The 26467-nt window shown below is 60.2% G+C and carries 26 protein-coding genes and 2 tRNA genes; 11 read left to right on the top strand and 17 right to left on the bottom strand.

Annotated features, from left to right (window positions below):
• Window positions 1-2 precede the first annotated feature (2 nt).
• Together PspS04_RS23170 and PspS04_RS23165 are read right to left on the bottom strand one after the other, a co-directional pair.
• On the bottom strand, window positions 3-518 hold the full coding sequence (locus PspS04_RS23170) for a RidA family protein (RefSeq protein WP_159997971.1): 516 nt from the start codon (window positions 516-518) through the stop codon (window positions 3-5).
• 766 nt (window positions 519-1284) lie between these two features.
• Window positions 1285-2460 (bottom strand): integrase core domain-containing protein, encoded by a 1176-nt coding sequence (locus PspS04_RS23165; protein ID WP_159993658.1) that lies wholly within the window; start codon window positions 2458-2460, stop codon window positions 1285-1287.
• A gap of 190 nt (window positions 2461-2650) precedes the next feature.
• On the opposite strand from PspS04_RS23165, the gene PspS04_RS23160 reads away from it, so the two are divergent.
• A protein-coding gene (locus tag PspS04_RS23160) for an IS3 family transposase (RefSeq protein ID WP_159993877.1) occupies window positions 2651-4014 on the top strand; the annotation gives its coding sequence in 2 pieces (ribosomal slippage) (window positions 2651-3116 and window positions 3116-4014; 1365 coding nt in all).
• 272 nt (window positions 4015-4286) lie between these two features.
• The gene (locus tag PspS04_RS27970) at window positions 4287-5603 is read left to right on the top strand and encodes a methyl-accepting chemotaxis protein (RefSeq protein ID WP_159997969.1); all 1317 of its coding nucleotides are present in this window, start codon (window positions 4287-4289) and stop codon (window positions 5601-5603) included.
• Here the strand turns inward: PspS04_RS27970 and PspS04_RS23150 are convergent.
• From PspS04_RS23150 to PspS04_RS23140, 3 genes are all read right to left on the bottom strand, one after another.
• Window positions 5588-6151 (bottom strand): GNAT family N-acetyltransferase, encoded by a 564-nt coding sequence (locus PspS04_RS23150; RefSeq protein WP_159997967.1) that lies wholly within the window; start codon window positions 6149-6151, stop codon window positions 5588-5590. The genes PspS04_RS27970 and PspS04_RS23150 overlap by 16 nt on opposite strands.
• A 36-nt stretch (window positions 6152-6187) precedes the next feature.
• Window positions 6188-6556 carry a cupin domain-containing protein gene (locus tag PspS04_RS23145; protein WP_095169021.1) on the bottom strand — a complete coding sequence of 123 codons (369 nt, stop codon included), beginning with the start codon at window positions 6554-6556 and terminating at the stop codon, window positions 6188-6190.
• A gap of 77 nt (window positions 6557-6633) precedes the next feature.
• Window positions 6634-7443: an AraC family transcriptional regulator gene (locus PspS04_RS23140; protein WP_159997965.1), complete on the bottom strand. Its 810-nt coding sequence runs from the start codon at window positions 7441-7443 to the stop codon at window positions 6634-6636.
• Window positions 7444-7584: 141 nt separating this feature from the next.
• Here PspS04_RS23140 and PspS04_RS23135 point away from each other — a divergent pair, with 141 nt between their 5' ends.
• Entirely contained in the window at window positions 7585-8226 is a 642-nt protein-coding gene (locus PspS04_RS23135; protein ID WP_159997963.1) for a LysE family translocator, read from the top strand.
• Between the two features lie 25 nt (window positions 8227-8251).
• On the top strand, window positions 8252-8728 hold the full coding sequence (locus tag PspS04_RS23130) for a GNAT family N-acetyltransferase (protein ID WP_159997961.1): 477 nt from the start codon (window positions 8252-8254) through the stop codon (window positions 8726-8728).
• A gap of 68 nt (window positions 8729-8796) precedes the next feature.
• Here PspS04_RS23130 and ggt read toward each other — a convergent pair whose 3' ends face one another.
• Both ggt and PspS04_RS23120 read right to left on the bottom strand, forming a co-directional pair.
• Window positions 8797-10641 carry a gamma-glutamyltransferase gene (gene ggt, locus PspS04_RS23125; RefSeq protein ID WP_159997959.1) on the bottom strand — a complete coding sequence of 615 codons (1845 nt, stop codon included), beginning with the start codon at window positions 10639-10641 and terminating at the stop codon, window positions 8797-8799.
• A gap of 147 nt (window positions 10642-10788) precedes the next feature.
• Window positions 10789-10865, bottom strand: a tRNA-Met gene (locus tag PspS04_RS23120).
• A 250-nt stretch (window positions 10866-11115) separates the two neighbouring features.
• Between PspS04_RS23120 and PspS04_RS23115 the strand changes: the two genes are divergently transcribed.
• Window positions 11116-12321, top strand: a complete 1206-nt coding sequence (locus PspS04_RS23115; protein WP_095169016.1) for an MFS transporter — start codon at window positions 11116-11118, stop codon at window positions 12319-12321.
• A gap of 296 nt (window positions 12322-12617) precedes the next feature.
• Here the strand turns inward: PspS04_RS23115 and ychF are convergent, their stop codons facing one another.
• The 8 genes from ychF to PspS04_RS23075 all read right to left on the bottom strand — a co-directional run bounded on the left by ychF (window position 12618) and on the right by PspS04_RS23075 (window position 19531).
• Window positions 12618-13718, bottom strand: coding sequence for a redox-regulated ATPase YchF (ychF, locus tag PspS04_RS23110; RefSeq protein ID WP_095169012.1), 1101 nt, complete (start codon window positions 13716-13718; stop codon window positions 12618-12620).
• A 22-nt stretch (window positions 13719-13740) separates the two neighbouring features.
• Window positions 13741-14325 (bottom strand): aminoacyl-tRNA hydrolase, encoded by a 585-nt coding sequence (gene pth, locus PspS04_RS23105; protein WP_095169011.1) that lies wholly within the window; start codon window positions 14323-14325, stop codon window positions 13741-13743.
• A 168-nt stretch (window positions 14326-14493) separates the two neighbouring features.
• Complete coding sequence (locus PspS04_RS23100; protein WP_095169010.1) at window positions 14494-15093, bottom strand: 50S ribosomal protein L25/general stress protein Ctc; 600 nt, start codon at window positions 15091-15093, stop codon at window positions 14494-14496.
• A 139-nt stretch (window positions 15094-15232) separates the two neighbouring features.
• Window positions 15233-16174: a ribose-phosphate pyrophosphokinase gene (locus PspS04_RS23095; RefSeq protein ID WP_003171603.1), complete on the bottom strand. Its 942-nt coding sequence runs from the start codon at window positions 16172-16174 to the stop codon at window positions 15233-15235.
• Between the two features lie 46 nt (window positions 16175-16220).
• Window positions 16221-16295, bottom strand: a tRNA-Gln gene (locus PspS04_RS23090).
• A 36-nt stretch (window positions 16296-16331) separates the two neighbouring features.
• Window positions 16332-17183, bottom strand: a complete 852-nt coding sequence (ispE, locus tag PspS04_RS23085; protein WP_159997957.1) for a 4-(cytidine 5'-diphospho)-2-C-methyl-D-erythritol kinase — start codon at window positions 17181-17183, stop codon at window positions 16332-16334.
• Window position 17184: 1 nt separating this feature from the next.
• Window positions 17185-17802, bottom strand: coding sequence for a lipoprotein insertase outer membrane protein LolB (lolB, locus tag PspS04_RS23080; RefSeq protein WP_095169008.1), 618 nt, complete (start codon window positions 17800-17802; stop codon window positions 17185-17187).
• A 4-nt stretch (window positions 17803-17806) separates the two neighbouring features.
• Window positions 17807-19531 (bottom strand): tetratricopeptide repeat protein, encoded by a 1725-nt coding sequence (locus PspS04_RS23075; RefSeq protein ID WP_095169007.1) that lies wholly within the window; start codon window positions 19529-19531, stop codon window positions 17807-17809.
• 304 nt (window positions 19532-19835) lie between these two features.
• Between PspS04_RS23075 and hemA the strand changes: the two genes are divergently transcribed.
• The 6 genes from hemA (at window position 19836) to PspS04_RS23045 (ending at window position 25193) form a co-directional block, all read left to right on the top strand.
• Entirely contained in the window at window positions 19836-21125 is a 1290-nt protein-coding gene (gene hemA, locus PspS04_RS23070; RefSeq protein ID WP_095169006.1) for a glutamyl-tRNA reductase, read from the top strand.
• Window positions 21122-22204: a peptide chain release factor 1 gene (prfA, locus tag PspS04_RS23065; RefSeq protein WP_095169005.1), complete on the top strand. Its 1083-nt coding sequence runs from the start codon at window positions 21122-21124 to the stop codon at window positions 22202-22204. The genes hemA and prfA overlap by 4 nt, the downstream gene beginning before the upstream one ends.
• Window positions 22205-23035 (top strand): peptide chain release factor N(5)-glutamine methyltransferase, encoded by an 831-nt coding sequence (prmC, locus tag PspS04_RS23060; RefSeq protein ID WP_159997955.1) that lies wholly within the window; start codon window positions 22205-22207, stop codon window positions 23033-23035.
• Window positions 23029-23784: a molybdopterin-synthase adenylyltransferase MoeB gene (locus PspS04_RS23055; RefSeq protein WP_159997953.1), complete on the top strand. Its 756-nt coding sequence runs from the start codon at window positions 23029-23031 to the stop codon at window positions 23782-23784. Before prmC ends, PspS04_RS23055 begins: the two co-directional genes overlap by 7 nt.
• Window positions 23777-24568, top strand: a complete 792-nt coding sequence (murI, locus tag PspS04_RS23050; protein ID WP_095169002.1) for a glutamate racemase — start codon at window positions 23777-23779, stop codon at window positions 24566-24568. Before PspS04_RS23055 ends, murI begins: the two co-directional genes overlap by 8 nt.
• Window positions 24569-24674: 106 nt before the next feature.
• Entirely contained in the window at window positions 24675-25193 is a 519-nt protein-coding gene (locus PspS04_RS23045) for an acyloxyacyl hydrolase (protein WP_159997951.1), read from the top strand.
• 24 nt (window positions 25194-25217) lie between these two features.
• Here the strand turns inward: PspS04_RS23045 and PspS04_RS23040 are convergent, their stop codons facing one another.
• Window positions 25218-25523 (bottom strand): YkgJ family cysteine cluster protein, encoded by a 306-nt coding sequence (locus PspS04_RS23040; RefSeq protein WP_159997949.1) that lies wholly within the window; start codon window positions 25521-25523, stop codon window positions 25218-25220.
• Between the two features lie 92 nt (window positions 25524-25615).
• Entirely contained in the window at window positions 25616-26398 is a 783-nt protein-coding gene (locus PspS04_RS23035; protein ID WP_159997947.1) for an SDR family NAD(P)-dependent oxidoreductase, read from the bottom strand.
• Window positions 26399-26467 lie beyond the last annotated feature (69 nt).

Here is a 26467-nt window from a genome sequence, read left to right as displayed (position 1 = left end):
TGTCAATCGCTGATCGAGTCTTCATCCAGCGGCGCCGCGAGCGGTTTGAGTGCGACGATCATGTCGACTTCGACCGCGGCGCCCTTGGGCAGCTGGTACACCCCCACCGAGGTGCGGGTATGCACGCCAGCGTCGGCGAAAATCCCGTACAACACCTCTGAGGCGCCGTCCGCCACTTCACTTTGCTGGGTGAAGTCTTCGGCGCTGCGCACGTAGACATTGATGCGCAGGATCTTGTCGATCCGCTCCAGCTCCCCCAGTTGCTGCGTGAGGATGGCCAGGGCGCGCATCGTGCAAATCTTCGCGGCCAACCGGCCTTGCTCCAGCGACACCTCGGCGCCCACGCGGCCCACCACCATTACCGTATTGTCGATGCGCGGGATCTGCCCGCTGATGTACACCTCATCGCCATTTTGCACCACCGGCACGTAGTTGCCGCCAATGCGCATTTCACCGTCAAAACGATGGCCCAGCGCCTGGGCGATACCGTCGAACAGCGCTTTACGTGATTGATCCATGTCGGGCGTCTCCTGTGTATGGGGGGGGCTGCGCCGACTATAACGGGTTGTTTGCTGCCCCAACATAGGCATAGGCATCTACACGACTGTGGTGCGACGTTGCACCTGTGGGCCTCTGGGGTGTTGGATTAGGCGGAGTACATATCCATTTCTGCGGTAATGGCCACCTATGGCTCCGCTCTTACAGCGGCTCACTTTTGAGGAGCGCAAAAGTAAGCAAAACGCTCTTACCCCACCACTCGGTGCCTCGCTTAGGCTCGGCATGCCCGTACTCCGACATTGATTTGGGGGGCCGCCGCAATGGGCCCTCCCTGGCCCAGTGCGGCTAAACCGGCGTCCTGCCGGTTTACCCCCCAAATCAATATCGGACTCCGGCCAGCGTGGTTAACGGGGCGCCCAGGATCAAAAACAAAGCGAGGCGGCCTAAAAGCCGACCTGATCGCTAGGGCATGCGCGGTGTAGCTTCTACTTCCTAAGACGCTGACGAAGTCAGCCATCTTTTGATCTCGCTCTGGCTCTGGCTCTGGCTCTGGCTCTGGCTCTGGCTCTGGCTTTTGATCCTGGGCGCCCCGTTAACCACGCTGGCCGAACGCAGGCTTGAAGCCGTGGGCAACCCGGCAGGACGCCGGGTTAGCCGCCCCGCGCCATGGATGGCGCGTGGCGGCGGCCCACGGATTCAAGCCGGAGTGAGGGCACACCGAGCCCAAGCGAGGTGCCAAGTGGTGGGGCTGTACGGGACAACCACATGGGTTACAAAAAAGTACCTTTACATAGGTAACACTTTTATCGACACGTACCCGTTCTTTGCCTCTCTAGCATAGACCCGGCCTAGGATTACCGGACCGAATATCACCTCCCACACATCATCACTGATCATCTCCATTCCAATGGTCTGATGCTTAAGCACATTGGCTATATAAATCCGCAGACCTGCTCGATTAATGATTCCATTACTATCAGCCAGGTAACACTCCACGTGGCTCGCATACCCCATTTCAGGCAACTTTTCCGGGTAAGTCCGAGTCGAGGGTGAATAGCAGGAAGCAGGCGTTTTCTGGTCAAGCGCCTCGTGCCCCCGCTCATAATTGTAGTGCTGCATAAAGCGGTCAAACTGTCTCTGCTGAGCCTCCCAAGGAATGGCGGGCGGTTGAGGCAAGGTACTTTTCAGCGTTCGGTGCATGCGTTCGTGACGCCCATTCTGGTCCGGACGGCCAGGCTCAATTCGCTCAGGAATAATCCCTAGTCGCAGCCACCATATCGACAGCTGCGACAGCCCGGCACGGCCGGTACTGGCAAATGGCACACCATTGTCAGTTCGAATACGCTCCGGCAACCCGTACTCGCGGAAAACTCGCTCAAAGGTCTGTTGGGTCTCCTTCAGATTGGTACTGGACATACTCTGGCAGGCCAGTAGAAAACGGCTGGCGTGATCCATGATCGTCAGTGGATAGCACCAAACTCCGGCGCCCGTCAGAAACTGGCCCTTGTAGTCCGCGCTAAAGAGCTGATTAGGTTTTTCTGCCTTGCTCAAAGGTTTGGGATAGACCGCGACACGCCGTCGTACACGCTGCGGCGTAATTAAGTCGGCTGCTTTAAGGATGTTGTAGATGGTCGTTTTTGACGGCGGATCCTGATCGGGAAAGCGCTTGAGCAAGTCATTTTGGATCTTCTTAGGCCCTGGAGTTGTTTCTCCGATAGACCGAAGCTCGATGATTGCCTGCCTAACAGCGACAGGCACCACGTAGCTCTGGTTGTGCCGGCAACGGCTGCGTTCCTCAAGCCCACTAGGCCCTTCAGCTTTGTATCGCTCGACCCATTTATAGCCAGTCTTTCGACTGATCTCGTAGTCACTGCACAGCTTGCTGAAGGTGTGTTTGTCCGCCAGATAGGCAGCGATGAACATCACTTTTCGATCCATAGGTTTCAGCTCTCTCCAGGGCATGGTCAGATCCTCGCGAAATCGACCATGCCAGTTAATAACTGTTACCTATGTGCTTGAACTGATTTGTAACCCATGTGGGTGAGTCATACCGGGCAAGAGCGTTTTGCTTACTTTTGCGCTGTTCAAAAGTGAGCCGCCGTCTGAACTGCCCCCCGAATGTTGGACACCTGACCCCTCGGGAGGGTGTTCCATGACGAAATACAACCTAGCACTCAAGCAATCACTGATTGAAGAGTGTTTGTCTGCCAGTAGCGTTCATGAGGTGGCCCTCAAGCATGGCTTGAGTCCATCGCTGCTGCGGCGCTGGATCAAGGGTTTTGAAAAACACGGTGCCTCTGGCTTGATTGCCAAGTACAGCCATTACGATGCCCAGTTTAAATTGAAGGTTTTGCAGTGCATCGAACAAGATGGACTGTCGGACCAACAGGCCTGTATACGGTTTGATATCCGTGGTCCAAGTAGTATCAGGCAGTGGCGAAAGCTGTACGATGAAGGCGGTGTAGAAGCACTACAACCGCATCGTCTTAAAGAGTCCAGCATGCCCCGCAAACCTTCTAGGCAACCCAAAGCAAGTCCTGTTCTTCCTGCGGACGCAGAGCTGACCTCTGAACAAATGCTCGCAGAACTGGCCTATCTGCGCGCGGAGAATGCCTATCTAAAAAAGCTCGATGCCTTAATCCAAGCGGATCCCCGTACTGCGCAGCCAAAAAAACGCAGTCCGTCCAAGGATTGAGGCATGAGTATCCACTTGCTCTGTTGCTACGTGCTGCGGGACTTGCACGCAGTACCTTCTATTATCAAAGCAAAACACTGCTAACCGACAAGCATGCCGACCTTAAAGATCGCATCCGCAGCGTCTATCACGGGCATAAGGGGCGTTACGGCTACCGCCGTATCACCGCAACCCTTGGAAACAGTGGTGAGTTGATCAATCACAAGAAGGTGCATCGGCTGATGCAGATGATGGGCCTCAAGTCGTTGGTCAAAGTGAAGAAATATCGCTCTTACCGAGGTGCTGAAGGGCTTGTTGCGCCTGATCTACTAAAGCGCGAATTTAAGGCAGAAGCCCCTAACCAGAAATGGGCAACCGACGTGACGGAGTTCAAGGTGAAGGGGCAGAAACTGTTTCTTTCGCCTCTCATGGATTTGTACAACGGCGAGATCCTGGCTTACCAGATCAACCGACGTCCCGAGTTCAGGATGGTTTCGACGATGCTGGAAAAGGCCTTCGGGCGACTGAATCAAGGGGACAAACCGATACTGCACTCTGACCAGGGTTGGCAGTACAGGCAGCCTACCTACCGACACATGCTGGCCGAAAAGAGCATCGAGCAGAGCATGTCGCGCAAGGGTAATTGCTTGGACAATGCCGCCATGGAAAGCTTTTTCGGCACGCTCAAGAGCGAGTTTTTCTATCTGGAATCATTTGAGAGTGTGGAGCAGCTGGCATCAGGCATAGAGGATTACATCGCCTACTACAACCAAGACCGCATAAGCCTCAGACTGAATGGCTTGAGCCCGGTACAATTTCGGACCCAGGCATTAAATCAATAGCGTCCCCTGTCCAACTTTCGGGGGGCAGTTCACGTCAGGCGGAACCATAGGAGGCCATTACCGCAAAAATGGATATGTACTCGGTCGAATCCAACATCCTGGTCGCACCACAGTTGTATAGATACCAATGCCAACATAGGGCCGCCAAACAGGGGCGAGGGGCAATCGCCGAGTATTTTTGTCGGACAAGCCGGCCTGGCTCTTCAGAAAATCCGCGCAAAGCCGATGGCTAGGCACAACGATGCACTCAACTCGGCCCTTTGGTGTCCCCCATGTTCAACAAACGCTTGAAGCAGGAGCTGTCGGCTCTGCGCGAGGAACTCTCCAGCCTTCAACAAGTGAAGGAAAGCCTGGACAGCGAGATGCTGGTGCTCACTCTGGACCCGGATGGTCGAGTGCAAGCGATCAACCACAATTTCGCCGAGCAAATGGGCTACAAGGGCAACGAACTGATTGGCCGGCCGATCGACGATATAGTTCCGCCGCACGTCAAGACCGACGAATTTCACCAGCGCTTTCGCCATGCCTTGACCCGTGGCGAGCACTTCGCCGGTGCCCTGCGTTTGCTGCGCGGCAGCGGTGAAGAGGCGTGGTTGCGCTCGATCTCCCAGCCGGTGCGTGGCCCGGATGGGCGCGTCAGGCACGTATCGATCTATGCCAGCGACCTGACCCGCACCATCGAAGCCTCCCGTGAGCACGAGAACCTGATCGGCGCACTCGTGCGCTCCACCGCGGTGATCGAGTTCGACCTGGGCGGCCATGTACTGATGGCCAACGAGCGATTCCTCAGCGGCATGGGCTACACCCTGGCGCAAATCAAGGGCCAGCACCATCGCCTGTTTTGTGAACCGCAGGAATACCAGAGTGCTGGCTACCAGGAGTTCTGGCGGCGCTTGAATGCCGGTGAATTCGTCGCCGACCGCTTCAAGCGGGTCGATGGTCACGGGCGGACGGTCTGGCTGGAAGCGTCCTACAACCCAGTGCGCGATGCCAACGAAAAGCTGTACAAAGTGGTGAAATTTGCCACCGTCATCACTGACCAGGTCAATCAGGAACTGGCGGTCGCCGAGGCGGCGAACATCGCTTATACCACCTCGTTGCAGACCGACAGCAGCGCACAGCGCGGCACGGCGGTGGTGACCCAGGCGGTCGATGTGATGCGTGAGCTGGCCCGTCACATGCAGCAGGCCGGAGAAGGTATCGAGGCACTCAACGAGCAGTCACTGGTGATCGGCAGCATCGTCAAGACCATCAGCGGCATTGCCGAGCAGACCAACCTGCTGGCGCTTAACGCGGCCATTGAAGCCGCCCGCGCTGGCGAGCAGGGCCGTGGGTTTGCCGTGGTCGCGGACGAAGTCCGGCAGTTGGCTTCGCGTACCAGTAAAGCCACCGACGAAATCGTCGGGGTGGTGCGTCAGAACCAGGACATGGTGCGCGATGCGGTGGTGCTGATGATCGACGGCAAACTCCAGGCTGAGCAAGGCTTGGCGCTGGCGGCAGAGGCGGGCACGGTGATTGTCGAGATCCAGGACGGTGCGCAGAAAGTGGTCAGCGCAGTCGGGCAGTTCGCCAATCAGCTCGCCACTTGAGGGCTGCAGCGATCGCTGCGCAAGCGTGACAGCATCAGTAAATCGCAGTGCCTGCCGGACCAGAATCCGGCCTCGCGCAACCGTCCTTCCTGGCTGAATCCCTGGCGTTCGAGCAGGCTCAGGCAGGCCTGGTTGCGTGGATGGACCAGGGCCTCCACACGGTTCAGTTGCATGTGTGTGAAGCCCCAGGCCAGCACCGCCTCCAGTGCTTCGCCCATCAGTCCGTTGCCCCAGGCCGAGGGCAGCAGGGCGAAGCCCAGGGAGCAGCTCTGCCAACCACGATTCCATTTGAACAGGCCACAATTGCCGATCAGCCGGTCCTCGCCCTTGAGCTGCAGGCCCCAGCGGGTACCGGGGTTGGCGTGGGTGCGCCAAGCCGCAAAGGTCTCGACCAGTTCCTCGGCCTGGGCCAGCTCGGTCAGAGGGTCGATCCCGAACCACTTCATGGCCTGTGCGTCGCCATGAATCGCCAGTAATTGCGGCGCGTCGTCCATCTGGATCTCGCGCAGGTGCAAGCGCGGGGTGTCGAGGATGGGGAAGGCGTGCATTGAATCTCCTTATTCAGCGTTTAGCCGCGTCGCGCTTCAGATCCACTGATCATTTTGCGCCGTGCGCGAACCACCGGCCTCGCCAGTATTGAGTACGCCGCGGGGTTCGATCAGCATCAGGCTGACTTCCTGCTCGGCATAGGGCTTGTGCTCGACGCCCTTGGGCACCACGTACATTTCGCCTTTGCGCACCAGTACCTGGCCATCGCGAAAGTCGATGCGCAACTGGCCGTCGAGGACGATGAAGGTTTCGTCGGTGTCCTGGTGATCATGCCAGATGAAGTCCCCCAGCAGTTTCACCACTTTGAACTGGTAGTCGTTCATTTCGGCAATCACCCGTGGCGACCAGTGCTCGGTGATCTGTTGCAGTTTGCTGGCGAGGTTGAGGCTTTGATGGGACGGCATGGCACGGCTCCTGAAGGTTGATGGCGAACCCAGGGTAGCCGGGACCTGCAGCAGACTCTTGCACGATTGTGCGGCGCTCAGGCGCGGTGCATGTTCATCCAGCGCGCGGGTGACAGGCCGTAGGCCTTGCCGAATTGCCGAGTCATGTGGCTTTGATCGCTGAAGCCGGCGATCAGCGCGGCGTTGCTCAGCGACTCGCCCTGCATCAGCAGCGCGCGCACCAGGTCCAGGCGGCGCATGGTCAGATAGCGGTAGGGGCTGGTGCCGAACAACAAGCGAAAGTCCCGTGACAGGCTCCAGCGATCGCGCCCGCTGTGCTCGGCCAGTTGGTCGAGGGTCACCGGCAGATCGAGAGCACTGTGCATGAACTCGCGTGCGCGCTCCGCCGCCACATAATCGAAGCGCTGACGCCGCGCGGGGGTGCCGGACACGACGTGCAGGGCCTGGGCCAGGTCAAACAGGGCATCCTGCTGCTCCAGCGCGTCGAGCGGGCGATCGAGGCTTTGCAGCAGCGCTCCGGTGGCGGCGAACAGGCGTGGATCATTGCTGATCCCCGTCTTGATGAATGGCAGTGGCTGGCCACCGAGCATCTGCTGGATCAGCGCTGGCTCGACGTAGAGCATCCGGTACTTGAAGCCTTCTTCGGTACCGGCCTCGCCATCGTGGGCTTCGTCCGGGTGCAGCACCATGGTGCTGCCGGGCAGGCTGTGGCGCCAACCGCCGCGATACTGAAAACTCTGGACCCCGGCCAGGGTATGGCCGATGGCGTAGGTGTCGTGCCGGTGAAGGTCATAGCCGTGCCCCGAAAAATACGCCTCGATTCGCTCCAGCCCAGCACTTTGGGGGGCGCGATGGAACCAGTCGGTGAGGAGTCTTGGCTTACTCATGGGCAGTCTTCATTCATGGGGTTGGCACTGGTTCCCACGGTATCCCAGGTGCGGGTGGGCTGTCAGCCGGATAACCGGTTGCCTGATGGGCTCAAGGTCGAGTAAAAACCCTATTCCAGCAATCACACAGGTGACTGACAAATGGATGTCCAACCCCTGACCTACGTCGCGCCCCTGTTATCGCTGGCGTTGCTCTGGACCGTGGCGGTGATTACCCCGGGGCCGAATTTTTTCACCACGGCGCAACTGGCCGCCAGTTGTTCGCGCCGCCATGGCGTCGTGGCCGCCATGGGAGTCGCGACGGGTACGGTGTTGTGGGGCCTGGCCGGTGGCCTGGGAATCAAATCGCTGTTCACGGCGGCCCCGACCTTGTACCTGGCGTTCAAGATTGCCGGAGGGGCCTACCTGATCTATCTGGGGCTCAAACAGTTCAAGCGCAAGCCAGCGCTGGAGCTGGGCGCCAGTGAGGGCCTGGGGCAGGCGCAGCGCAGTTTGTTCAGCGCCTATCGCCTGGGTTTCCTGGGTAACATGACCAACCCCAAGTCCGCGCTGTTCGTCGCCACGATATTCGCCACCTCGATGCCGGCTTCGCCACCGCCAATGCTGCTGGCGCTGGCAGTGCTGACCATGGCTACGTTGTCCTTCAGTTGGTACTGCAGCGTGGCGCTGTTGTTTGCCAGCCGAAGAGTTGCCCAGGCTTACGGCCGCTCGCGGCAGTGGCTGGATCGTTTTGCCGGTAGTTGCTACCTATTGTTTGGCGCCCATCTGGTTGCCAATCGTTGAAAAAAGGGACAAGGAGACCCCACCCATGACCATCACTTTCAGAGCGGTAGAAGCCCAGGATATTCCGCGAATCCGTGGTTTTGCGCGCAATCAGGAAGAACAGTTTTTCTTTTTCCCGGCCGCGACCTGGCCGCTGACCGACCAACAATTACAGGGTTCGATCGACAAACGTTCGGACTCCACAGTGATCGAGCTGGACGGTGTGGTGGTCGGTTTTGCCAATTTCTATCAATGGGCAACGGCGGGCACCTGCACTATCGGCAACGTGATCGTCGACCCTGAGGTGCGGGGCAAGGGAATCGGTGCGCAATTGATCGAACAGATGATCACGACTGCCCGCACCCGGCACCAGGCCCGGGAGGTGACGCTGTCGTGTTTCAACACTAACGTGGCCGGGTTGTTGCTCTACCCCAAACTGGGGTTTACCCCGTTTGCCATTGAAGAACGCCAGGACTCCGAGGGCCGCCGGCTGGCCTTGGTGCATTTGCGTATAGCGGCGTAGACGGCGGGCAGTGGCGAGCAAGCGCGCTCGCCGCTGCCGCGAAGCGCAGTTTGTGTCCCGTTTTCCGGTCAATCCCCCAGCGCTGCACCTTCACGCCGTGGATCGGCGCCACCGGCCCAGGCAGCCTTGCCCTGCGCGTCGCGGACGCGAATGATGGCCTGGGTGCCGCTGGTCATGTCGATCTCGTTTACCGTATGCCCCTTGTCCTTGAGCGCCTGGATCAGCGCCGGGCTGAACTGGCCGCGTTCCAGTTCGGTGGGGCCGTTGCGGCTGCCGAAGTTGGGCAGGCTGATGGCGGCTTGCGGGTCGAGTTGCCAGTCGAGCATGCCGATCAGCGACTTGGCGACGTATTCGATGATTTGCGAGCCGCCGGGCGAACCCACGGTGGCCAGCAGTTCGCCGCTCTGGCGATCGAAGACCAACGTCGGCGCCATGGATGAACGCGGGCGTTTGCCCGGCTCGACCCGGTTGGCCACTGGCTGGCCGTGTTCTTCGGCGATGAACGAGAAGTCGGTCATCTGGTTGTTGAGCATGAAGCCCTGCACCATCAGGTGCGAGCCGAAGGCAGCTTCCACGGTGGTGGTCATCGACACCGCCCCACCCAAGTCATCGACCGCCACCACCTGGGAGGTCGAGATGCGCAGCGGCGAACGATCCGCCGCGTACGCCACCTGGATGCCCGTCGGTGTGCCCGGCTTGGCGGTGCCCATGCTGCGCTCGCCGATCAAGGCGGCGCGGCTGTCGAGATAAGCAGGGGAGAGGAGGCCGGCCAGCGGCACCGGCACGAAGTCCGAGTCGGCGATGTACAGGGCCCGGTCGGCGTAGGCCAGGCGTTCAGCTTCGGCAATCAGGTGCACGGCCTCAGGAGCGGGTTCAAGGCCGGCCGGACGGTCGTTCTTGATCGGCCTGAGGGGCGCCAGGGAAAAACGGCTGTCGCGGCCTTCCAGGGCCTGCAAGGTGCCGAGGATCTGCGCCACGGCGATCCCGCCAGAAGAGGGCGGCGGCATGCCGCAGACCTGCCAGCGCTTGTAGTCGCTGCACAGCGCGGCGCGCTCCTTGGCCCGGTAGCCCTTGAGGTCGTTGAGCGACAGGCTGCCGGGGTTGGCGTGGCCCTGGACCTTGGCCACGATTTCCTCGGCAATCGGCCCCTGATACAGGGCGTCCGGACCTTCCTTGGCAATGCGCTCGAGGACCTTGGCCAGGGCCGGATTCTGCAGCAGGGTACCGACGGCTTTCGGGCTGCCATCGCGGTTGAGGAAATACCCGGCCATGTCGGGGGAGCGCGGCAAGAACGGATCGGAGGCAATCATCGTGTGCAAGCGTGGCGAGATCGCAAAGCCCTTTTGCGCCAGCTCGATGGCCGGCTCGAACAGCCTGGCCCATGGCAGGCGCCCGTGTTCGCGATGCGCCATCTCCAGTGCACGCAAGACCCCCGGTGTGCCGACGGAACGCCCACCGATCTGCGCCTGCGGGAACGGCATGGGCTTGCCATCAGCCTGCAGGAACAAGCGTTCGTTGGCACCCGCCGGTGCGGTTTCACGGCCATCGTAGGTGCGCACGGCCTTGCCGTCCCACAGCACGATCATGGCGCCGCCGCCAATCCCCGAGGACTGGGGTTCTACCAGGGTCAACACTGCCTGCATGGCGATAGCGGCGTCGATGGCCGAGCCACCCTGGCGCAGCATCTCCCGCCCGGCGGCAGCGGCGAGTGGGTTGGCCGCTGCCGCCATGTGTTTGCTGGCGTATTGGGTGCTCAGGTCGGTGCGAAAGCCCGAGGCCATTTCCGGCGCTGCGGGCAGGGTGCTTACGGTGGTCGAGGCGGGTGGCGCGCTACAGGCGGCGAGAGTCAGTGCGGTGGCGAGCAGCGACAGGGCGCCAAGGCGCAAGCGGCGTGTAGGGAAGGCTGGGAACACGAGGGCACTCCGTCCGTGGGGAAATAGAGTGGGCGACTGTATCGGCGGCAGACGCCAGCTGCAACGTCGGGGCGGATGTCGGCGGGGTGGCACTTTTCTCCAGGCATAAAAAAACGGCCTACCTTGCGGTAAGCCGTTTTTAGTACTTGGTGGCTACACAGGGACTTGAACCCCGGACCCCAGCATTATGAATGCTATGCTCTAACCAACTGAGCTATGTAGCCAAGTGGCGCGCATTATTGGCTTGGAACGACGATGTGTCAAGCATAAATCTAAAATATTTCTCTACGCTTTCAACCGCTTATCCTCCGGCCGCGGAAAAACCCCGGTTTTTCTGCTTCGCTCCCGGGCAAATCATCCTATAGGTGGATTGTTTCAAGTCGTTAGCAGGCTAAGGGGATGGCGTTGCCGCACTGAAAAATGGCACATTGGCGCACCTGCACTTGCGCACCCATCTGCTGTTTGGAAACTTTCATGGCAACCAGTAATCCTCAAGTGGCCGCCCCTGCGGCGCAAAGTAGCCCCTTGGTCATGCGCATCATCGGCGCGGTGGCGCTGGCGCATTTGATCAACGACCTGATCCAGGCGGTGCTGCCGTCGATCTATCCGATGCTCAAGGAGAACTACGGGCTGACGTTCACTCAAGTCGGCCTGATCACCTTGACCTTCCAGCTCACTGCCTCGCTGCTCCAGCCCTGGGTCGGCTACTACACTGACCGTCACCCCAAGCCTTATCTGCTGCCGCTGGGCATGATCTGCACCCTGATCGGCATCCTGATGATGTCCCAGGTCGGCAGCTTCCCCTTGATCCTGCTGGCGGCGGGGTTGATCGGTATCGGCTCCTCGACCTTTCACCCGGAAGCCTCGCGAGTGGCACGGCTGGCCTCTGGTGGACGCTTTGGCCTGGCGCAGTCGACCTTCCAGGTGGGCGGTAACGCCGGCTCGGCATTCGGCCCCTTGCTGGCCGCTGCAATCATCATTCCGTTCGGCCAGGGCAATGTGGCCTGGTTCGGTCTGTTCGCCGTGTTCGCCCTGCTGGTGCTGTACCGCATCAGCCGCTGGTACGCCAACCACTTGAGCCTGTTCAAGCTCAAGCAGGGCCAGGCGGCGACCCACGGGCTGTCGAAGGGCAGGGTACTCAGTGCGCTGGTGGTGCTTGGCCTGCTGGTGTTCTCCAAGTACTTCTACATGTCCAGCCTGACCAGCTACTTCACCTTCTACCTCATCGAGAAGTTCGACCTGTCGGTGGCCAGCTCCCAGTTGCACCTGTTCCTGTTTCTCGGCGCGGTGGCGGCGGGGACCTTTTTCGGTGGGCCGATCGGCGACAAGATCGGCCGTAAGGCGGTGATCTGGTTCTCGATCCTGGGTGTGGCGCCGTTCACCTTGCTGCTGCCCCATGTCGACCTGTTCTGGACCAGCGTCCTCAGCGTGGTGATCGGCTTCATCCTGGCCTCGGCCTTCTCCGCCATCGTGGTCTATGCGCAGGAATTGGTGCCGGGCAATGTCGGAATGATCGCCGGGGTGTTCTTCGGCCTGATGTTCGGTTTTGGCGGGATTGGTGCGGCGCTGCTGGGCTACCTGGCGGACATCCACGGCATCGAGTACGTGTATTACCTGTGCTCGTTCCTGCCGCTGCTCGGGGTGTTGGCGATCTTCCTGCCGCGCACCAAAAAGGCCTGAGCCGAAAAATATTCCTGTGGGCGCCACGGAGGCTGAACATTCAGCATCGATGGTGCCCGATCCGCCACCATCGCGAGCAAGCTCGCTCCTACACAGGTTTGTGGCTGCATGCGGGACCTGCGAGCACTCCGAATCCCTGTGGGAGCGAGCTTGCTCGCGATGGTCGCCAACGGTGACGCGGCAGGCCTGGTTCACTGCGCCGTCCGATTCGCTCCCATAGGGGAGTGTGGTGTGGCAAAAAAAACAGGCACAAAAAAGCCGCGTATCAAACGCGGCTTTTTGCTTTGGCGTGTGGCTTACACGTTGAAGCGGAAGTGCATCACGTCGCCGTCTTTGACGATGTAGTCCTTGCCTTCCAGGCGCCATTTACCGGCTTCCTTGGCACCGGCTTCACCCTTGAACTGGATGAAGTCGTTGTAGGCGATGACTTCGGCGCGGATGAAGCCTTTTTCGAAGTCGGTGTGGATCACACCAGCAGCTTGCGGGGCGGTGGCGCCGACGCGTACGGTCCAGGCGCGGACTTCTTCGACACCGGCGGTGAAGTAGGTCTGCAGGTGCAGCATCTCGTAGCCGGCACGGATCACACGGTTCAGGCCAGGCTCTTCCAGGCCGAGGGCCTCGAGGAACATGTCTTTCTCTTCGCCGTCATCGAGCTCGGCGATTTCCGCTTCGATCTTGTTGCACACCGGGACAACGATGGCGCCTTCTTCTTCGGCGATGGCCATCACCACGTCGAGCAACGGGTTGTTCTCGAAGCCGTCTTCGGCGACGTTGGCGATGTACATCACTGGCTTGGTGGTCAGCAGGTGGAAGCCCTTGATCACCGCTTTTTCGTCGGTGCTCATGTTCTTCATCAGGCTGCGCGCCGGTTTGCCTTCGGTGAAGTGGGCGATCAGTTGCTCCAGCAGACCCTTCTGGACCACGGCGTCCTTGTCACCACCCTTGGCGTTGCGCGCGACTTTCTGCAATTGCTTCTCGCAACTGTCGAGGTCGGCGAAGATCAGTTCCAGGTCGATGATCTCGATGTCGCGTTTCGGGTCGACGCTGTTGGAGACGTGAATCACGTTGTCGTCTTCAAAGCAGCGGACCACGTGGGCGATAGCATCGGTTTCGCGGATGTTGGCCAGGAACTTGTTGCCCAGGCCTTCACCTTTCGAAGCGCCGGCTACCAGGCCAGCGATGTCGACGAATTCCATGGTGGTCGGCAGGATGCGCTTTGGATTGACGATGGCCGCCAGGGCGTCCAGGCGTGGATCCGGCATCGGCACGATACCGCTGTTCGGCTCGATGGTGCAGAAGGGGAAGTTCTCGGCCGCGATACCGGACTTGGTCAGGGCGTTGAACAGGGTGGACTTGCCGACGTTAGGCAGGCCGACGATGCCGCAATTGAATCCCATGGTGTTTCCCCTCGGGTAAAAGTCAGGCCTTCTGGCTGTGCAGGTTTTTCATCGCGCGGTTCCATTCTCCGGCGAGGATATCCGGCAGCACGCCGAGGGCAAAGTCGATGCTGGCATCGAGTTTTTCCTGTTCGGCGCGTGGCGCACGACCCAGGACGAAATTTGAAACCATACTGGCGACGCCCGGGTGGCCAATGCCAAGCCGCAGGCGGTAGAACGTATTCTGATTGCCCAGTTGCGCGATGATGTCGCGCAACCCGTTGTGACCGCCATGGCCGCCGCCTTGCTTGAGCTTGGCAACGCCGGGAGGCAGGTCGAGTTCGTCATGCGCCACGAGAATTTCTTCAGGCTTGATGCGGAAGAAACCTGCAAGGGCCGCTACGGCCTGGCCGCTGCGGTTCATGTACGTGGTGGGAATCAGCAGGCGAACATCCTGACCCTGGTGCGAGTAGCGCCCGGTCAGGCCGAAATATTTGCGATCGGCGACAAGGTTGACCCCTTGCGCGTGCGCGATGCGCTCAACAAAAAGGGCCCCTGCGTTATGCCGGGTCTGTTCGTATTCGGCGCCTGGATTTCCCAGGCCAACGATCAGTTTTATGGCAGTCACGTCAGGGGCCCTTCCTTGGAGTGGTTAGTAACATCGCAGCCATGGAGATGTGCGGCGAAAGTGGACGAAAAGTGCTCATTTACCATGATGTAAACTCCGCGTTCCGCCCGCTTTCTCGCTACGTTCCAGCCCGCGATGTTACTCGGTCACTCCGGCGTACAGAGTAAATTACTCTGCAGCGCCTTCTGCAGCTTCTGGAGCAACACGTGGAGCGTGAACGTTGGCAACAGCCAGGTCGTTACCGTGAGCCAGAGCAACAAATTCAACGCCTTTAGGAGCGCTGATGTCGGACAGGTGAATGATCGAGCCGACTTCGGCGTTAGCCAGGTCAACTTCGATGAATTCAGGCAGGTCTTTTGGCAGGCAGGAAACTTCGATTTCTGCAACAACGTGCGAGATCTCGCCGCCTTTCTTCACTGGAGCAGCTTCGTTGATGAAGTGCACAGGAACGATAGCGGTCAGTTTCTGACCAGCAACAACGCGTACGAAGTCAGCGTGCATCACGTGGCCTTTGGCCGGGTGACGTTGCAGAGCTTTGATGATTACGTTTTGCTTGGTGCCGCCAACGTTCAGCTCGATGATGTGGCTGTAGGCCGCTTCGTTTTCGAGCAGTTTGGCAACTTCTTTGGCCAGCATGCTGATGGATTCAGGGGCTTTTTCGCCACCGTAAACTACAGCTGGAACCAGGCTTGCGAGACGACGCAGGCGGCGGCTCGCACCTTTCCCCAGGTCGGAACGCGCTTCAGCATTCAGAGTAAAATCGTTCATGTTGTATCTCCAAAATAACCACATTCGCCCCAGCGTTTGCGACCAGCGCTAAAGGCGATATGGGCAAAAAAGCCCCGCCCCGACAGGTATGCCGGGGCGGGGCGCTTTTCGTCATCGAGAAGTCCGAAGGGCAGGGCCCTTAACGGAACATCGCGCTGATCGATTCTTCATTGCTGATGCGGCGAACCGCTTCGGCAACAACCGGTGCGATATCCAGTTGACGGATACGTGCACAGGCTTGTGCTGCAGCGGACAGCGGGATGGTGTTGGTCACCACCAGCTCGTCCAGCACGGAATTTTCAATGTTCTCGATAGCCCGACCCGACAGCACAGGGTGTGTGCAGTAGGCAAAGACTTTGGCAGCGCCATGCTCTTTCAAGGCTTTAGCCGCGTGGCACAGGGTGCCGGCGGTATCGACCATGTCGTCAACCAGGATGCAGGTACGCCCTTCGACATCACCGATGATATGCATCACTTCAGAGTGATTAGCTTTCTCACGGCGCTTGTCGATAATCCCGAGATCCACGCCCAGGGATTTGGCAACGGCACGTGCACGCACGACGCCGCCAATGTCCGGGGACACGATCATCAAGTTTTCGAAGCGTTGGTCTTCGATGTCATCCACCAATACAGGGGAGCCGTAGATGTTATCTACCGGAATATCGAAGAAGCCCTGGATCTGGTCAGCATGCAAATCAACCGTGAGAACACGATCGATGCCGACTACGGTAAGCATGTCAGCAACAACTTTCGCGCTGATAGCTACACGTGCGGAACGCGGACGGCGATCCTGACGGGCATAACCAAAGTAGGGGATCACCGCAGTGATTCGAGTGGCTGAGGAGCGGCGGAAGGCGTCGGCCATCACTACCAGTTCCATCAGATTATCGTTGGTCGGAGCGCAAGTCGGCTGAATAATGAAGACGTCTTTACCGCGGACATTTTCATTGATCTCGGCTGTAATCTCGCCGTCGGAAAACTTACCGACAGAGATGTCACCGAGAGGGATATGCAGCTGACGTACGACACGCCGAGCCAGATCGGGGTTAGCGTTCCCCGTAAAGACCATCATCTTGGACACGCGCAGTACCTGAAGGCTGAGGGTAACCTGGATGAGAATAGGAAAATGGCAGGGGCGGCTGGATTCGAACCAACGCATGGCAGGATCAAAACCTGCTGCCTTACCGCTTGGCGACGCCCCTGTATCTGTTGCAACGATTACCCAGTAATCGATTCCTTTAGAGCAGACTTTGCAGCTTGCGATGCAACATCGAAATGTTGCTTCCCTTTGCTACAAACCCTGTAAGGGTCTCTGTAAGAAGGGCCGAGACTTTATCAGCTTCAGCTTTGCTTGGGAAGCCCCCAAACACACAACTTCCAGTTCCGGTGAGTTTTGCTTCGGTAAATTTACCTAACAAATTCAAAGCGTTACGTACCTCTGGATAACGCCTTGCTACCACCGGTAAGCAGTCATTTCGACTGTTTCCCTTGGGAACGGGGCGCACTTTAATGGCAGACGAGTTACGTGTCAACAACCGATCGGAAAAAATTTCTGCTGTACTTACAGATACTTGCGGTACCAGTACGAGATACCAGGGTTCTTCGGGTTCTACGGGGGTCAGTTTCTCCCCCACACCCTCGGCAAACGCTGCATGTCCGCGCACAAAAACCGGAACGTCCGCGCCCAGTGTCAGGCCGAGCGCGGCCAGGCGATCTTCATCCCAGCCCAGTTGCCAGAGGTGGTTGAGACCCAGCAGGGTGGTGGCCGCATTTGAACTGCCGCCACCGATTCCGCCGCCCATGGGCAGGACTTTGTCGATCCAGATATCAATGCCCAGTGCCGATCCGGATTGCGCCTGGAGTTTTTTCGCGGCCTTCACGATCAGGTTGCTGTCGTGGGGTACGCCTTCGAATTCGGTGTGCAACTGGATGATGCCGTCTTCGCGTACGGCAAAGGTGATTTCATCGCCGTAGTCGAGAAACTGAAACAGCGTCTGCAGTTCGTGGTAGCCGTCTTCGCGGCGCCCAAGAATGTGCAGCATCAAGTTGAGTTTTGCTGGCGAAGGTAATGTCAGGCGAGTGGCAGGCATGTCACTGCCCCAATTTGCGCGGTTGCCAGGCCTTGATCACCAGCGTGACATCAAGGTTGGTGCCGTGCAGCTTGATGCGCTCGGGCAGCCAGTAGCCGTTTTGCTGGGTATAGGCACTGTATTGCACCTGCCAGCCGTCCTGCTCAAGACTGGCCAGGCGACTGTCGGCATCCAGGGTCAGGCGGCTCTTGCTGCTCGGTGCCGGCAGTCCGCGGACCCACCAGGCCAGGTTGGAGACCGGCAGTTTCCAGCCCATCTGTTCTTCGAGCAGGGTTTCCGGGCTCGCGGCGCTGTAGCGGCCTTGGTTGGCCACTTCCAGACTGACGTCGCCGGGGCGGCCGGTCAGGCGTGCGGCCCCACGACCCAGCGGGCCGGACAGGCGAATGTCGTAGTAGTCCTGGCGCTGCAGCCAGAACAGGGTGCCGCTGCCTGAGTCTTTCGGGGCGCGAATGCCGATCTTGCCGTCGATCTGCCAGCCATCGAGGGCCGTCAATTGCAGTTTGTGCTCGCGCCATGACGCGGGGTCGCCGTGGCCCTCGACCGATTCACGGGCGCCAAAGCCGGCGCAGCCGGCGAGCAGGGCGATGAAGCTGAAAACGATGATGTGGCGCAAAAACATGATTTTAAAGAGTCTCGGATCCGGTCAGGCGCTTGATGGTGCTGCGCAGGATAGGGCTGTCAGGCTGTTCCTTGAGGAATTTGGCCCAGATTTGTTTGGCTTCTCGCTGTTTGCCCTTGGCCCACAGGACTTCACCCAGATGCGCGGCGACTTCCTGGTCGGGAAAACGCTCCAGGGCCTGGCGCAGATACCGCTCGGCTTCGTCGAGGTTGCCCAGGCGGAAATTGACCCAGCCGAGGCTGTCGAGGACGGCGGGATCTTCCGGGCTCAACTGGTGCGCCTGTTCGATCAACGTCTTGGCTTCGGCGTAGCGGGTCGTACGGTCGGACAGGGTATAACCCAGGGCGTTCAATGCCATGGCGTTATCCGGGTCGCGCTTGATGATTTGCCGCAGGTCACGCTCCATCTGCGCCAGGTCGTTGCGTTTTTCCGCCTGCATGGCGCGGGTGTAGAGCAGGTTGAGATCGTCCGGGTACTGCTTCAAGGCTTTATCGAGCACGCTCCAGGCGCGGTCTTCGTGCTTGTTTGCAGCCAGGGTCTCGACTTCGATCAGGTACAGCTGGATCGCGTAGTCCGGCTGCTCGTCACGTTCCTTGGCCAGGCGGCTCTGGGCTTCGACGCTACGGCCGTTTTCCATGAGGATGTCGGCCTGGCGCAATTGGGCTGGCAGGTACTCGCTGCCTGGCGTGACCTGGGCATACTCGATCAAGGCACCTTGGGGGTCGCCGCGCTCTTCGGCAATGCGCCCCAGGTTCAGGTGCGCGGAGTCGACGTGGCTGTCCCGGGCAATCAGGTCTTCCAGGTAACCCTTGGCCTCGTCCCAGGCCTTGGCTTCCAGGCATACCAGGGCTAGGGAGTAGCGCAGCTCATCGTCATCCGGGTACTGCTGGACCAGGCTGGAAAACTCGGTCTTGGCGTCATCCATGCGGTCCTGTTCCACCAGCAGGCGGGCATAGGTCAGGCGCAGGCGCTTGTCGTCCGGGTACTGGCGGATGCTTTTTTCCATCAGCGGCAGTGCTTCATCGCCCCGGTTGAGGCTCTGCAGCAAGCGCGCACGCAGCAGGATCGGCGCCACTTCGCCAGCTTCCGGCGGATTTTTCTCCAGCAGGCTCAGCGCCCCTTGGGAGTCGCCATTCTGTTGCAGCAGCAGGGCCTTGCCGAAAATCAGTTGGCCGTTGTTCGGGTGGCGCTGCAATAAACGGTCGAAACTGTTCATCAGGCCGTCGCGGGTGTCCTGGTCGGTGTCGGCGGCCGACAGGGCGAGAAAGTCGAAATGGGTATCACCCTTGCCCTGCAGGACTTTCTCCATGTAGACCATGGAGTCGTCATAACGGCCGCTGCGCGCCAGCTGGATGGCGGCGGCGCGTTGTGCCTCGAGGTCCTCTGGGGCATTTCTGGCCCAGATCAGTGCGCTATCGAGTGCCGCCTGGTCAGCTCCCAGGTATTCGGCAATGCGAAATGCCCGCTCGGAAATGCCCGGGTCCTGGGTGTTGATGGCCTGGGTCACGTAGTTGTCCAGGGCAATGTCGTAACGATTGCGCTGGCCAGCCAGTTCGGCACTCAGCAGGCTGAAGATCGTCTCTTCGCTGAAGGAGCTGTAAACCTTGGGCTTTTCAGGGGCTGCTGTGCTGCCTGCGACCGGCGGCGTACCGTCCGTCGAAACGGGCGCTAAGGCCTGGCAGCCGCTGAGGAAGACAAAAGCGAGGAGCAACGCGGAAGATCTATTCATATAGGAAGAGGACGACTAACCTGCGGTCGGATCATCATGACACAAGCCTTCGGCCAAACATAACCGGGGCGCTCTTTATCTCTTTATGTAGGAGCGGGCGCCCGCTTGCGGCTTGCTCGCGATGGTTGTCAACGCTGACGCGGGCACCCTGAAATAGCGCGATGCCTTGAGTTTTTCGCGAGCAACCTCGCTCCTTCATGCACCTATAAAGGCACAAGGTAGTAGGACAATAGTTAACGGTGGTTGTTCTCGGTCTGGCGAAGTAGGACAATTGTCGGCTTCTCGACATCATCAGCGATCTTGAATGGCCTTCCTTGCACTCGGTATTAACCACAAGACTGCTTCCGTAGACGTCCGCGAGCGCGTGGCCTTTACTCCGGAGCAGCTGGTTGAGGCCTTGCAGCAGCTCTGCCGACTCACCGACAGCCGCGAAGCTGCGATCCTCTCCACCTGCAATCGCAGCGAACTCTATATAGAACAGGATCAACTGAGTGCCGATACCGTGCTGCGTTGGCTGGCCGATTATCACCATTTGAGCCTCGAAGAGCTGCGCGCGAGTGCTTATGTGCACGAAGATGATGCGGCAGTTCGTCACATGATGCGGGTCGCCTCCGGGCTCGACTCGCTGGTCCTGGGTGAGCCGCAGATCCTCGGCCAGATGAAATCGGCCTACGCCGTGGCGCGTGAGGCCGGCACCATCGGCCCATTGCTCGGGCGGTTGTTCCAGGCGACGTTCAATGCCGCCAAGCAGGTGCGCACCGACACGGCCATCGGCGAGAACCCGGTGTCGGTGGCGTTTGCCGCCGTCAGCCTGGCCAAACAGATTTTCAGTGATCTGCAACGCAGCCAGGCGTTGCTGATCGGCGCCGGCGAGACCATCACCCTGGTCGCCCGCCATTTGCACGAACTGGGGGTCAAGCGCATCGTGGTCGCCAACCGAACCCTGGAGCGCGCGAGCCTGTTGGCTGAACAGTTCGGCGCCCACGCGGTGTTGCTCTCGGACATCCCGGCGGAACTGGTGCGCAGCGATATCGTGATCAGCTCCACCGCCAGCCAGTTGCCGATCCTGGGCAAGGGCGCCGTGGAAAGCGCCTTGAAACTGCGCAAGCACAAGCCGATATTCATGGTCGATATTGCCGTACCGCGAGATATCGAGCCGGAAGTGGGTGAGTTGGACGACGTCTACCTGTACAGCGTCGACGATCTGCACGAAGTGGTCGCCGAAAACCTCAAGAGTCGCCAGGGTGCAGCCCAGGCAGCGGAAGAGATGGTGGCAATCGGCGCCGACGACTTCATGGTGCGCCTGCGCGAACTGGCTGCGGTCGATGTGCTCAAGGCCTATCGTCAACAGAGCGAACGCCTGCGTGATGAAGAATTGCAAAAGGCCCAGCGCCTGCTCGCCAATGGCAGCAGCGCCGAGGACGTGCTGGTGCAACTGGCTCGTGGCCTGACCAACAAACTGCTGCACGCGCCCAGCGTGCAGTTGAAAAAGCTGACTGCCGAAGGCCGCCTCGATGCGCTGGCCATGGCCCAGGAACTCTTTGCCCTCGGTGAGGGCGCGTCGGATAGCTCTTCGGATAAAAAACCGCAATGAAAGCGTCACTGCTCAATAAGCTGGACATCCTCCAGGACCGTTTCGAGGAACTGACCGCCTTGCTTGGCGATGGCGAAGTCATTTCCGATCAGAACAAGTTCCGCACCTATTCCAAGGAATACGCGGAAGTCGAGCCGATTGTCGCCACCTATAAACAGTTGCTCAAGGTTCAGGGCGACCTCGAAGGGGCCCAGGCCCTGCTCAAGGACAGCGACCCGGACATGCGCGAAATGGCCGTGGAAGAAGTCCGCGAAGCCAAGGAGCAACTGCTCGAACTGGAAGCCAGCCTGCAACGCATGCTGCTGCCCAAGGACCCGAATGACGGGCGCAACGTGTTCCTCGAGATTCGTGCCGGCACCGGTGGCGACGAGGCGGCGATTTTTTCCGGCGACCTGTTCCGCATGTATTCGCGTTATGCCGAACGGCGTGGCTGGCGGGTCGAGATCCTGTCGGAGAACATCGGTGAGCACGGTGGCTATAAAGAAGTCATCGCCCGGGTCGAAGGCGACAATGTCTATGGCAAGCTGAAGTTCGAATCCGGTGTGCATCGCGTGCAACGGGTCCCGGCCACCGAATCCCAGGGCCGGATCCACACCTCGGCTTGCACCGTGGCGGTGTTGCCGGAGCCGGACGAGCAGGAAGCGATCGAGATCAACCCGGCGGATTTGCGGGTCGACACCTACCGCTCCTCTGGTGCGGGCGGTCAGCACGTGAACAAGACCGACTCGGCGATTCGTATCACCCACTTGCCATCCGGCATCGTGGTCGAATGCCAGGAAGAGCGTTCGCAGCACAAGAACCGGGCGCGGGCGATGTCCTGGTTGTCGGCCAAGTTGAACGACCAGCAGACCAGCGCGGCGGCCAATGCCATCGCCAGCGAGCGCAAACTGCTGGTGGGGTCGGGTGATCGCTCCGAGCGGATCCGCACCTACAACTTCGCCCAGGGTCGAGTCACCGACCACCGGGTCAACCTGACCCTGTACTCCCTCGATGAAATCCTCGCCGGTGGCGTTGATGCCGTGATCGAGCCACTGCTGGCCGAGTACCAGGCGGACCAACTGGCGGCGATAGGTGAATAAATGACCATCATTGCCAGTTTGTTGCGCGCAGCCGACCTGCCTGACTCGCCTACCGCGCGCCTGGATGCCGAACTGCTGCTGGCCGCTGCCTTGGGCAAATCCCGCAGCTTCCTGCACACCTGGCCCGAGCGCATCGTGCCCAGTGATGCCGCACTGACCTTTGCCCACTACCTGCAGCGTCGTCGCGGCGGTGAGCCAGTGGCTTATATCCTCGGGCAACAGGGCTTCTGGAAGCTGGACCTGGAGGTCGCACCGCATACGCTGATCCCACGTCCGGACACCGAGTTACTGGTGGAAGCCGCCCTTGAACTGTTGCCGGCGACACCGGCCAAGGTGCTCGACCTGGGTACCGGTAGCGGGGCGATCGCCCTGGCGCTGGCCAGCGAGCGTCCGGCCTGGCAGGTGACGGCGGTGGACCGCGTGCTGGAGGCGGTGGCCCTGGCCGAGCGCAATCGCCAGCGCCTGCATCTGCATAACGTCACAGTGCTCAGCAGTCACTGGTTCGATGCCCTCAAGGACCATCGCTACAGCCTGATCATCAGCAACCCACCGTACATTGCTGCCGCCGACCCGCACCTGATTGCCGGTGACGTGCGCTTCGAACCGGCCAGCGCGCTGGTGGCCGGGACCGATGGCCTGGATGATTTGCGGGTGATTATCGCCCAGGCGCCGCAACACCTCGATGCCGGTGGCTGGTTGATGCTCGAACATGGATACGATCAGGCGGCAGCCGTGCGTGATTTACTGCTGGCCCAGGATTTCGTAGAGGTCCACAGCCGCGTGGACCTCGGCGGTCACCAACGGATCAGCCTGGGGCGCCTGCCGTGCTGAATGATCAAGAGCTGTTGCGCTATAGCCGGCAGATTCTGTTGCAGCACGTCGACATTGACGGCCAGTTGCGACTCAAGCAAAGCCGCGCGTTGATCATCGGCCTTGGTGGCTTGGGTGCACCGGTGGCGCTGTATCTGGCGGCTGCGGGCGTGGGTGAATTGCACCTGGCGGATTTCGACACAGTCGACCTGACCAACCTGCAGCGCCAGATCATCCACGACACCGACAGCGTCGGCATGAGCAAGGTTGATTCGGCGCTCCGTCGCTTGAGCGCGATCAACCCCGAGATCCAACTGGTTGCCCATCGCACCGCGCTGGACGCCGACTCGTTGGCGGCGGCAGTAGCGGCGGTCGATCTGGTGCTCGATTGTTCCGACAACTTTGCCACGCGCGAAGCCGTGAATGCGGCCTGCGTGGCGGCGGGCAAGCCCTTGGTCAGCGGCGCGGCAATTCGTCTGGAAGGTCAGTTGTCGGTGTTCGACCCGCGTCGCGCCGAAAGCCCCTGCTACCACTGCCTGTACGGGCACGGCAGCGAGGCCGAACTGACCTGCAGCGAAGCCGGCGTGGTCGGCCCGCTGGTGGGCCTGGTCGGCAGCCTGCAAGCCCTGGAAGCGTTGAAACTGCTGGTGGGCTTTGGTGAGCCGCTGGTGGGCCGCTTGTTGTTGATCGATGCCCTCGGCACGCGGTTCCGTGAGCTGCGGGTCAAGCGTGATCCGAGCTGCAGCGTCTGTGGTGCCAAACATGCGTGAGGCGCCTATCGGCGTGTTCGATTCCGGCGTTGGCGGGCTGTCGGTGCTGGCGGAGATTCACCGGCTGCTGCCCAATGAGTCGCTGCTGTACGTGGCCGATTGCGGCAACATTCCCTACGGCGAGAAGTCCCCGGCGTTCATTCGCCAACGCTGCGCAGTGATGGCCGATTTTCTCCAGGCCCAAGGCGCCAAGGCCATGGTCGTGGCGTGCAACACGGCAACCGTGGCCGGCGTGGCGGATTTGCGTCGCGACTACCCGTCGTGGCCCATCGTCGGCATGGAGCCAGCGGTCAAGCCGGCAGCGGCGGCGACCCGCAGCGGGGTAGTCGGCGTGCTGGCCACCACCGGAACCTTGCAGAGTGCCAAGTTCGCCGCCTTGCTCGACCGCTTCGCCACCGATGTACGGGTAGTCACCCAGCCGTGTCCGGGCCTGGTGGAGTTGATCGAAGCCGGTGACTTGCAGAGCCCGGCGTTGCGCCAGTTGCTGGGCAGCTACCTGCAGCCCCTGCTGGACGAGGGCTGCGACACGATTATCCTCGGCTGCACCCATTACCCCTTCCTCAAGCCAATCCTCGCGCAAATGCTCCCCGCCGACATCAGTCTGATCGACACCGGCGCTGCCGTTGCCCGGCAAACCCAGCGCTTGCTCGCTGAGCGTGAACTGCTGGCGGACGGTCCTGCCCAACCCGCGCAATTCTGGACCAGCGCTAGTCCCGAGCACCTGAGAAATATCCTGCCGCTGCTCTGGCATAACGGTGGCGTTGTGCAAAGCTTCAACCAGTAGACACGCTGAAATTCAGCTGAACTTCTGCTTGGGGGCGAGATTCTATTACAGCGTCTGTTACGCAAAAAAACCTAAAACAATCGTTCGCATAAAAAGGATGTTTCCTATGAAGCGAGTGTTCTGTCTGGCTGCGCTTGCGGCCGTATTGTTGGGGCATGGCTACAGCGCACAAGCGGCGGGTATCGAGTTTGCAGTCGGGCAAACCAGTGATTCGACCATGACGTATCGCCTGGGGCTGCAGTCTGAATGGGACAAGAGTTGGTGGCAGAGCGAAGTTGGGCGTCTGACCGGCTACTGGGACGGGGCCTACACCTTTTGGGATGGTGACAAGAGGACAAGCAACCACAGCCTGTCGTTCTCGCCGGTGCTGGTGTATGAGTTCGCCGGGGAATCGCTCAGGCCCTATCTTGAAGTCGGCATCGGGGTGGCTGTTTTTGCCCACACGGAAGTTGAGAACAACAAGCTCGGCTCGGCCTTCCAGTTCGAAGACCGCTTTGGCGCCGGCCTGCGTTTTGCCGGTGGACATGAGGTGGGGATCCGCGCCACCCATTACTCCAACGCCGGGATCAGCAGTCCCAACGACGGCGTCGAAAGTTACGCCTTGCACTACACCATGGCCCTATAGGACCTTGCTGGCGAAGGAACGCCATCACCTGTAGGCCGTAGTTATCCCCAGGCGTTCCTCGATGCATTCCGGTGCGCCCATTTCGAACTCCCGGCATATCAGCGGGCGTTTTTCGTAGATGGTGCACATCATCGTGTCCCGATCCAGCGCTGCGCACCAGCCGTCGTCCAGGCGCAGCATGACTTCTCCACCCCAGTCGTCGGTATCGATAAAGCGCTCGGGCACGCCGGTGTCGGTGATCAGCATCACTTCGAGCTGGCAGCAACAGGCCGCGCACGTCGAGCAAGTGACCGCCGGCTCGACGATTTCGGTGAGGGGGATGGTATTCATGGGCGCCAGTGTAAGGCAGTGCGCTGCGCCTGTGTGAAAGCACTGACGGACGCTCGCTTGTCGGGCGCCCAGGCGGGACCGTCCGTGGGGGGTTACGGTAGGTCCTTGATCGGTGGCGCGCTCCAGGCCATGGGTTTGCCAATCGCCAGTTGGCCTTCACCGGGGCGTTTCGACAGCGGCCACAGCGCGGTCATGGACAGCGCCGGCAGGGGCAGTTCCAGCGGGCGCAACTTGAGGTTGTCGATGATGTAGCGGGCAGCCTTGTCGGCGGTCCAGCTCAACGGCAGTGGCAAGACATCGTGTCCGCCAAGGGGGCTGGCGATAAAATCTGGGGTGACCACGGTGACTTCGATGCCGTCCTCGGCCAGCGTGATGCGCTGCGCTTTGAACAGGTGACGCAGGCCGGCTTTCGACGTTCCCTGGGCTTCGCTTCGCGGCAGTGACAGGTAAGTCGCAGAACTGGTTATGCCCACCAGGTACGGCGCGATGCCCGTGCGCAGCAGCGGCAAGGCAACGTCGATGCAATAGTTGCTGGCAAGCAGGTTGCAGCGCACCAGGTGTTCGATCAGGTTGGTGTCCAACTGCGCGGCGTCGACGTACGTGCAGGTCCCGGCATTGAGGATGACGGTGTCCAGCGCGCCCCAGTCCTGCTGGATCTGCTCACCGATCTCGCGCACGGTCTGGCTGTTGGTCAGGTCGCCAGGGGCTACCAGTACTTGCCCAGGGTAGCGGCGGGCGAAGGCTTTGAGGGGAGCCACGGCGCGAGCGCTCAACGCCAGGTGCGCACCGGATTTGAGCAGATGCTCGGCCAGGGCGGCACCCAGGCCATTGCTGGCATCGGTTAACCAATAACGTCGTGTGGGTATCCGAATCATCCTTTGCTCCTGTTCAAGCCGTCATCCCGAATCGTTGGTCTGGGGAAACTCTAGGCAAAGTATCGCCAT

Source organism: Pseudomonas sp. S04 (genome assembly GCF_009834545.1).
GTDB lineage: Bacteria > Pseudomonadota > Gammaproteobacteria > Pseudomonadales > Pseudomonadaceae > Aquipseudomonas.
Note: the sequence above shows the minus strand (reverse complement) of the source record. Positions and strands in the feature narration are given on the sequence as shown.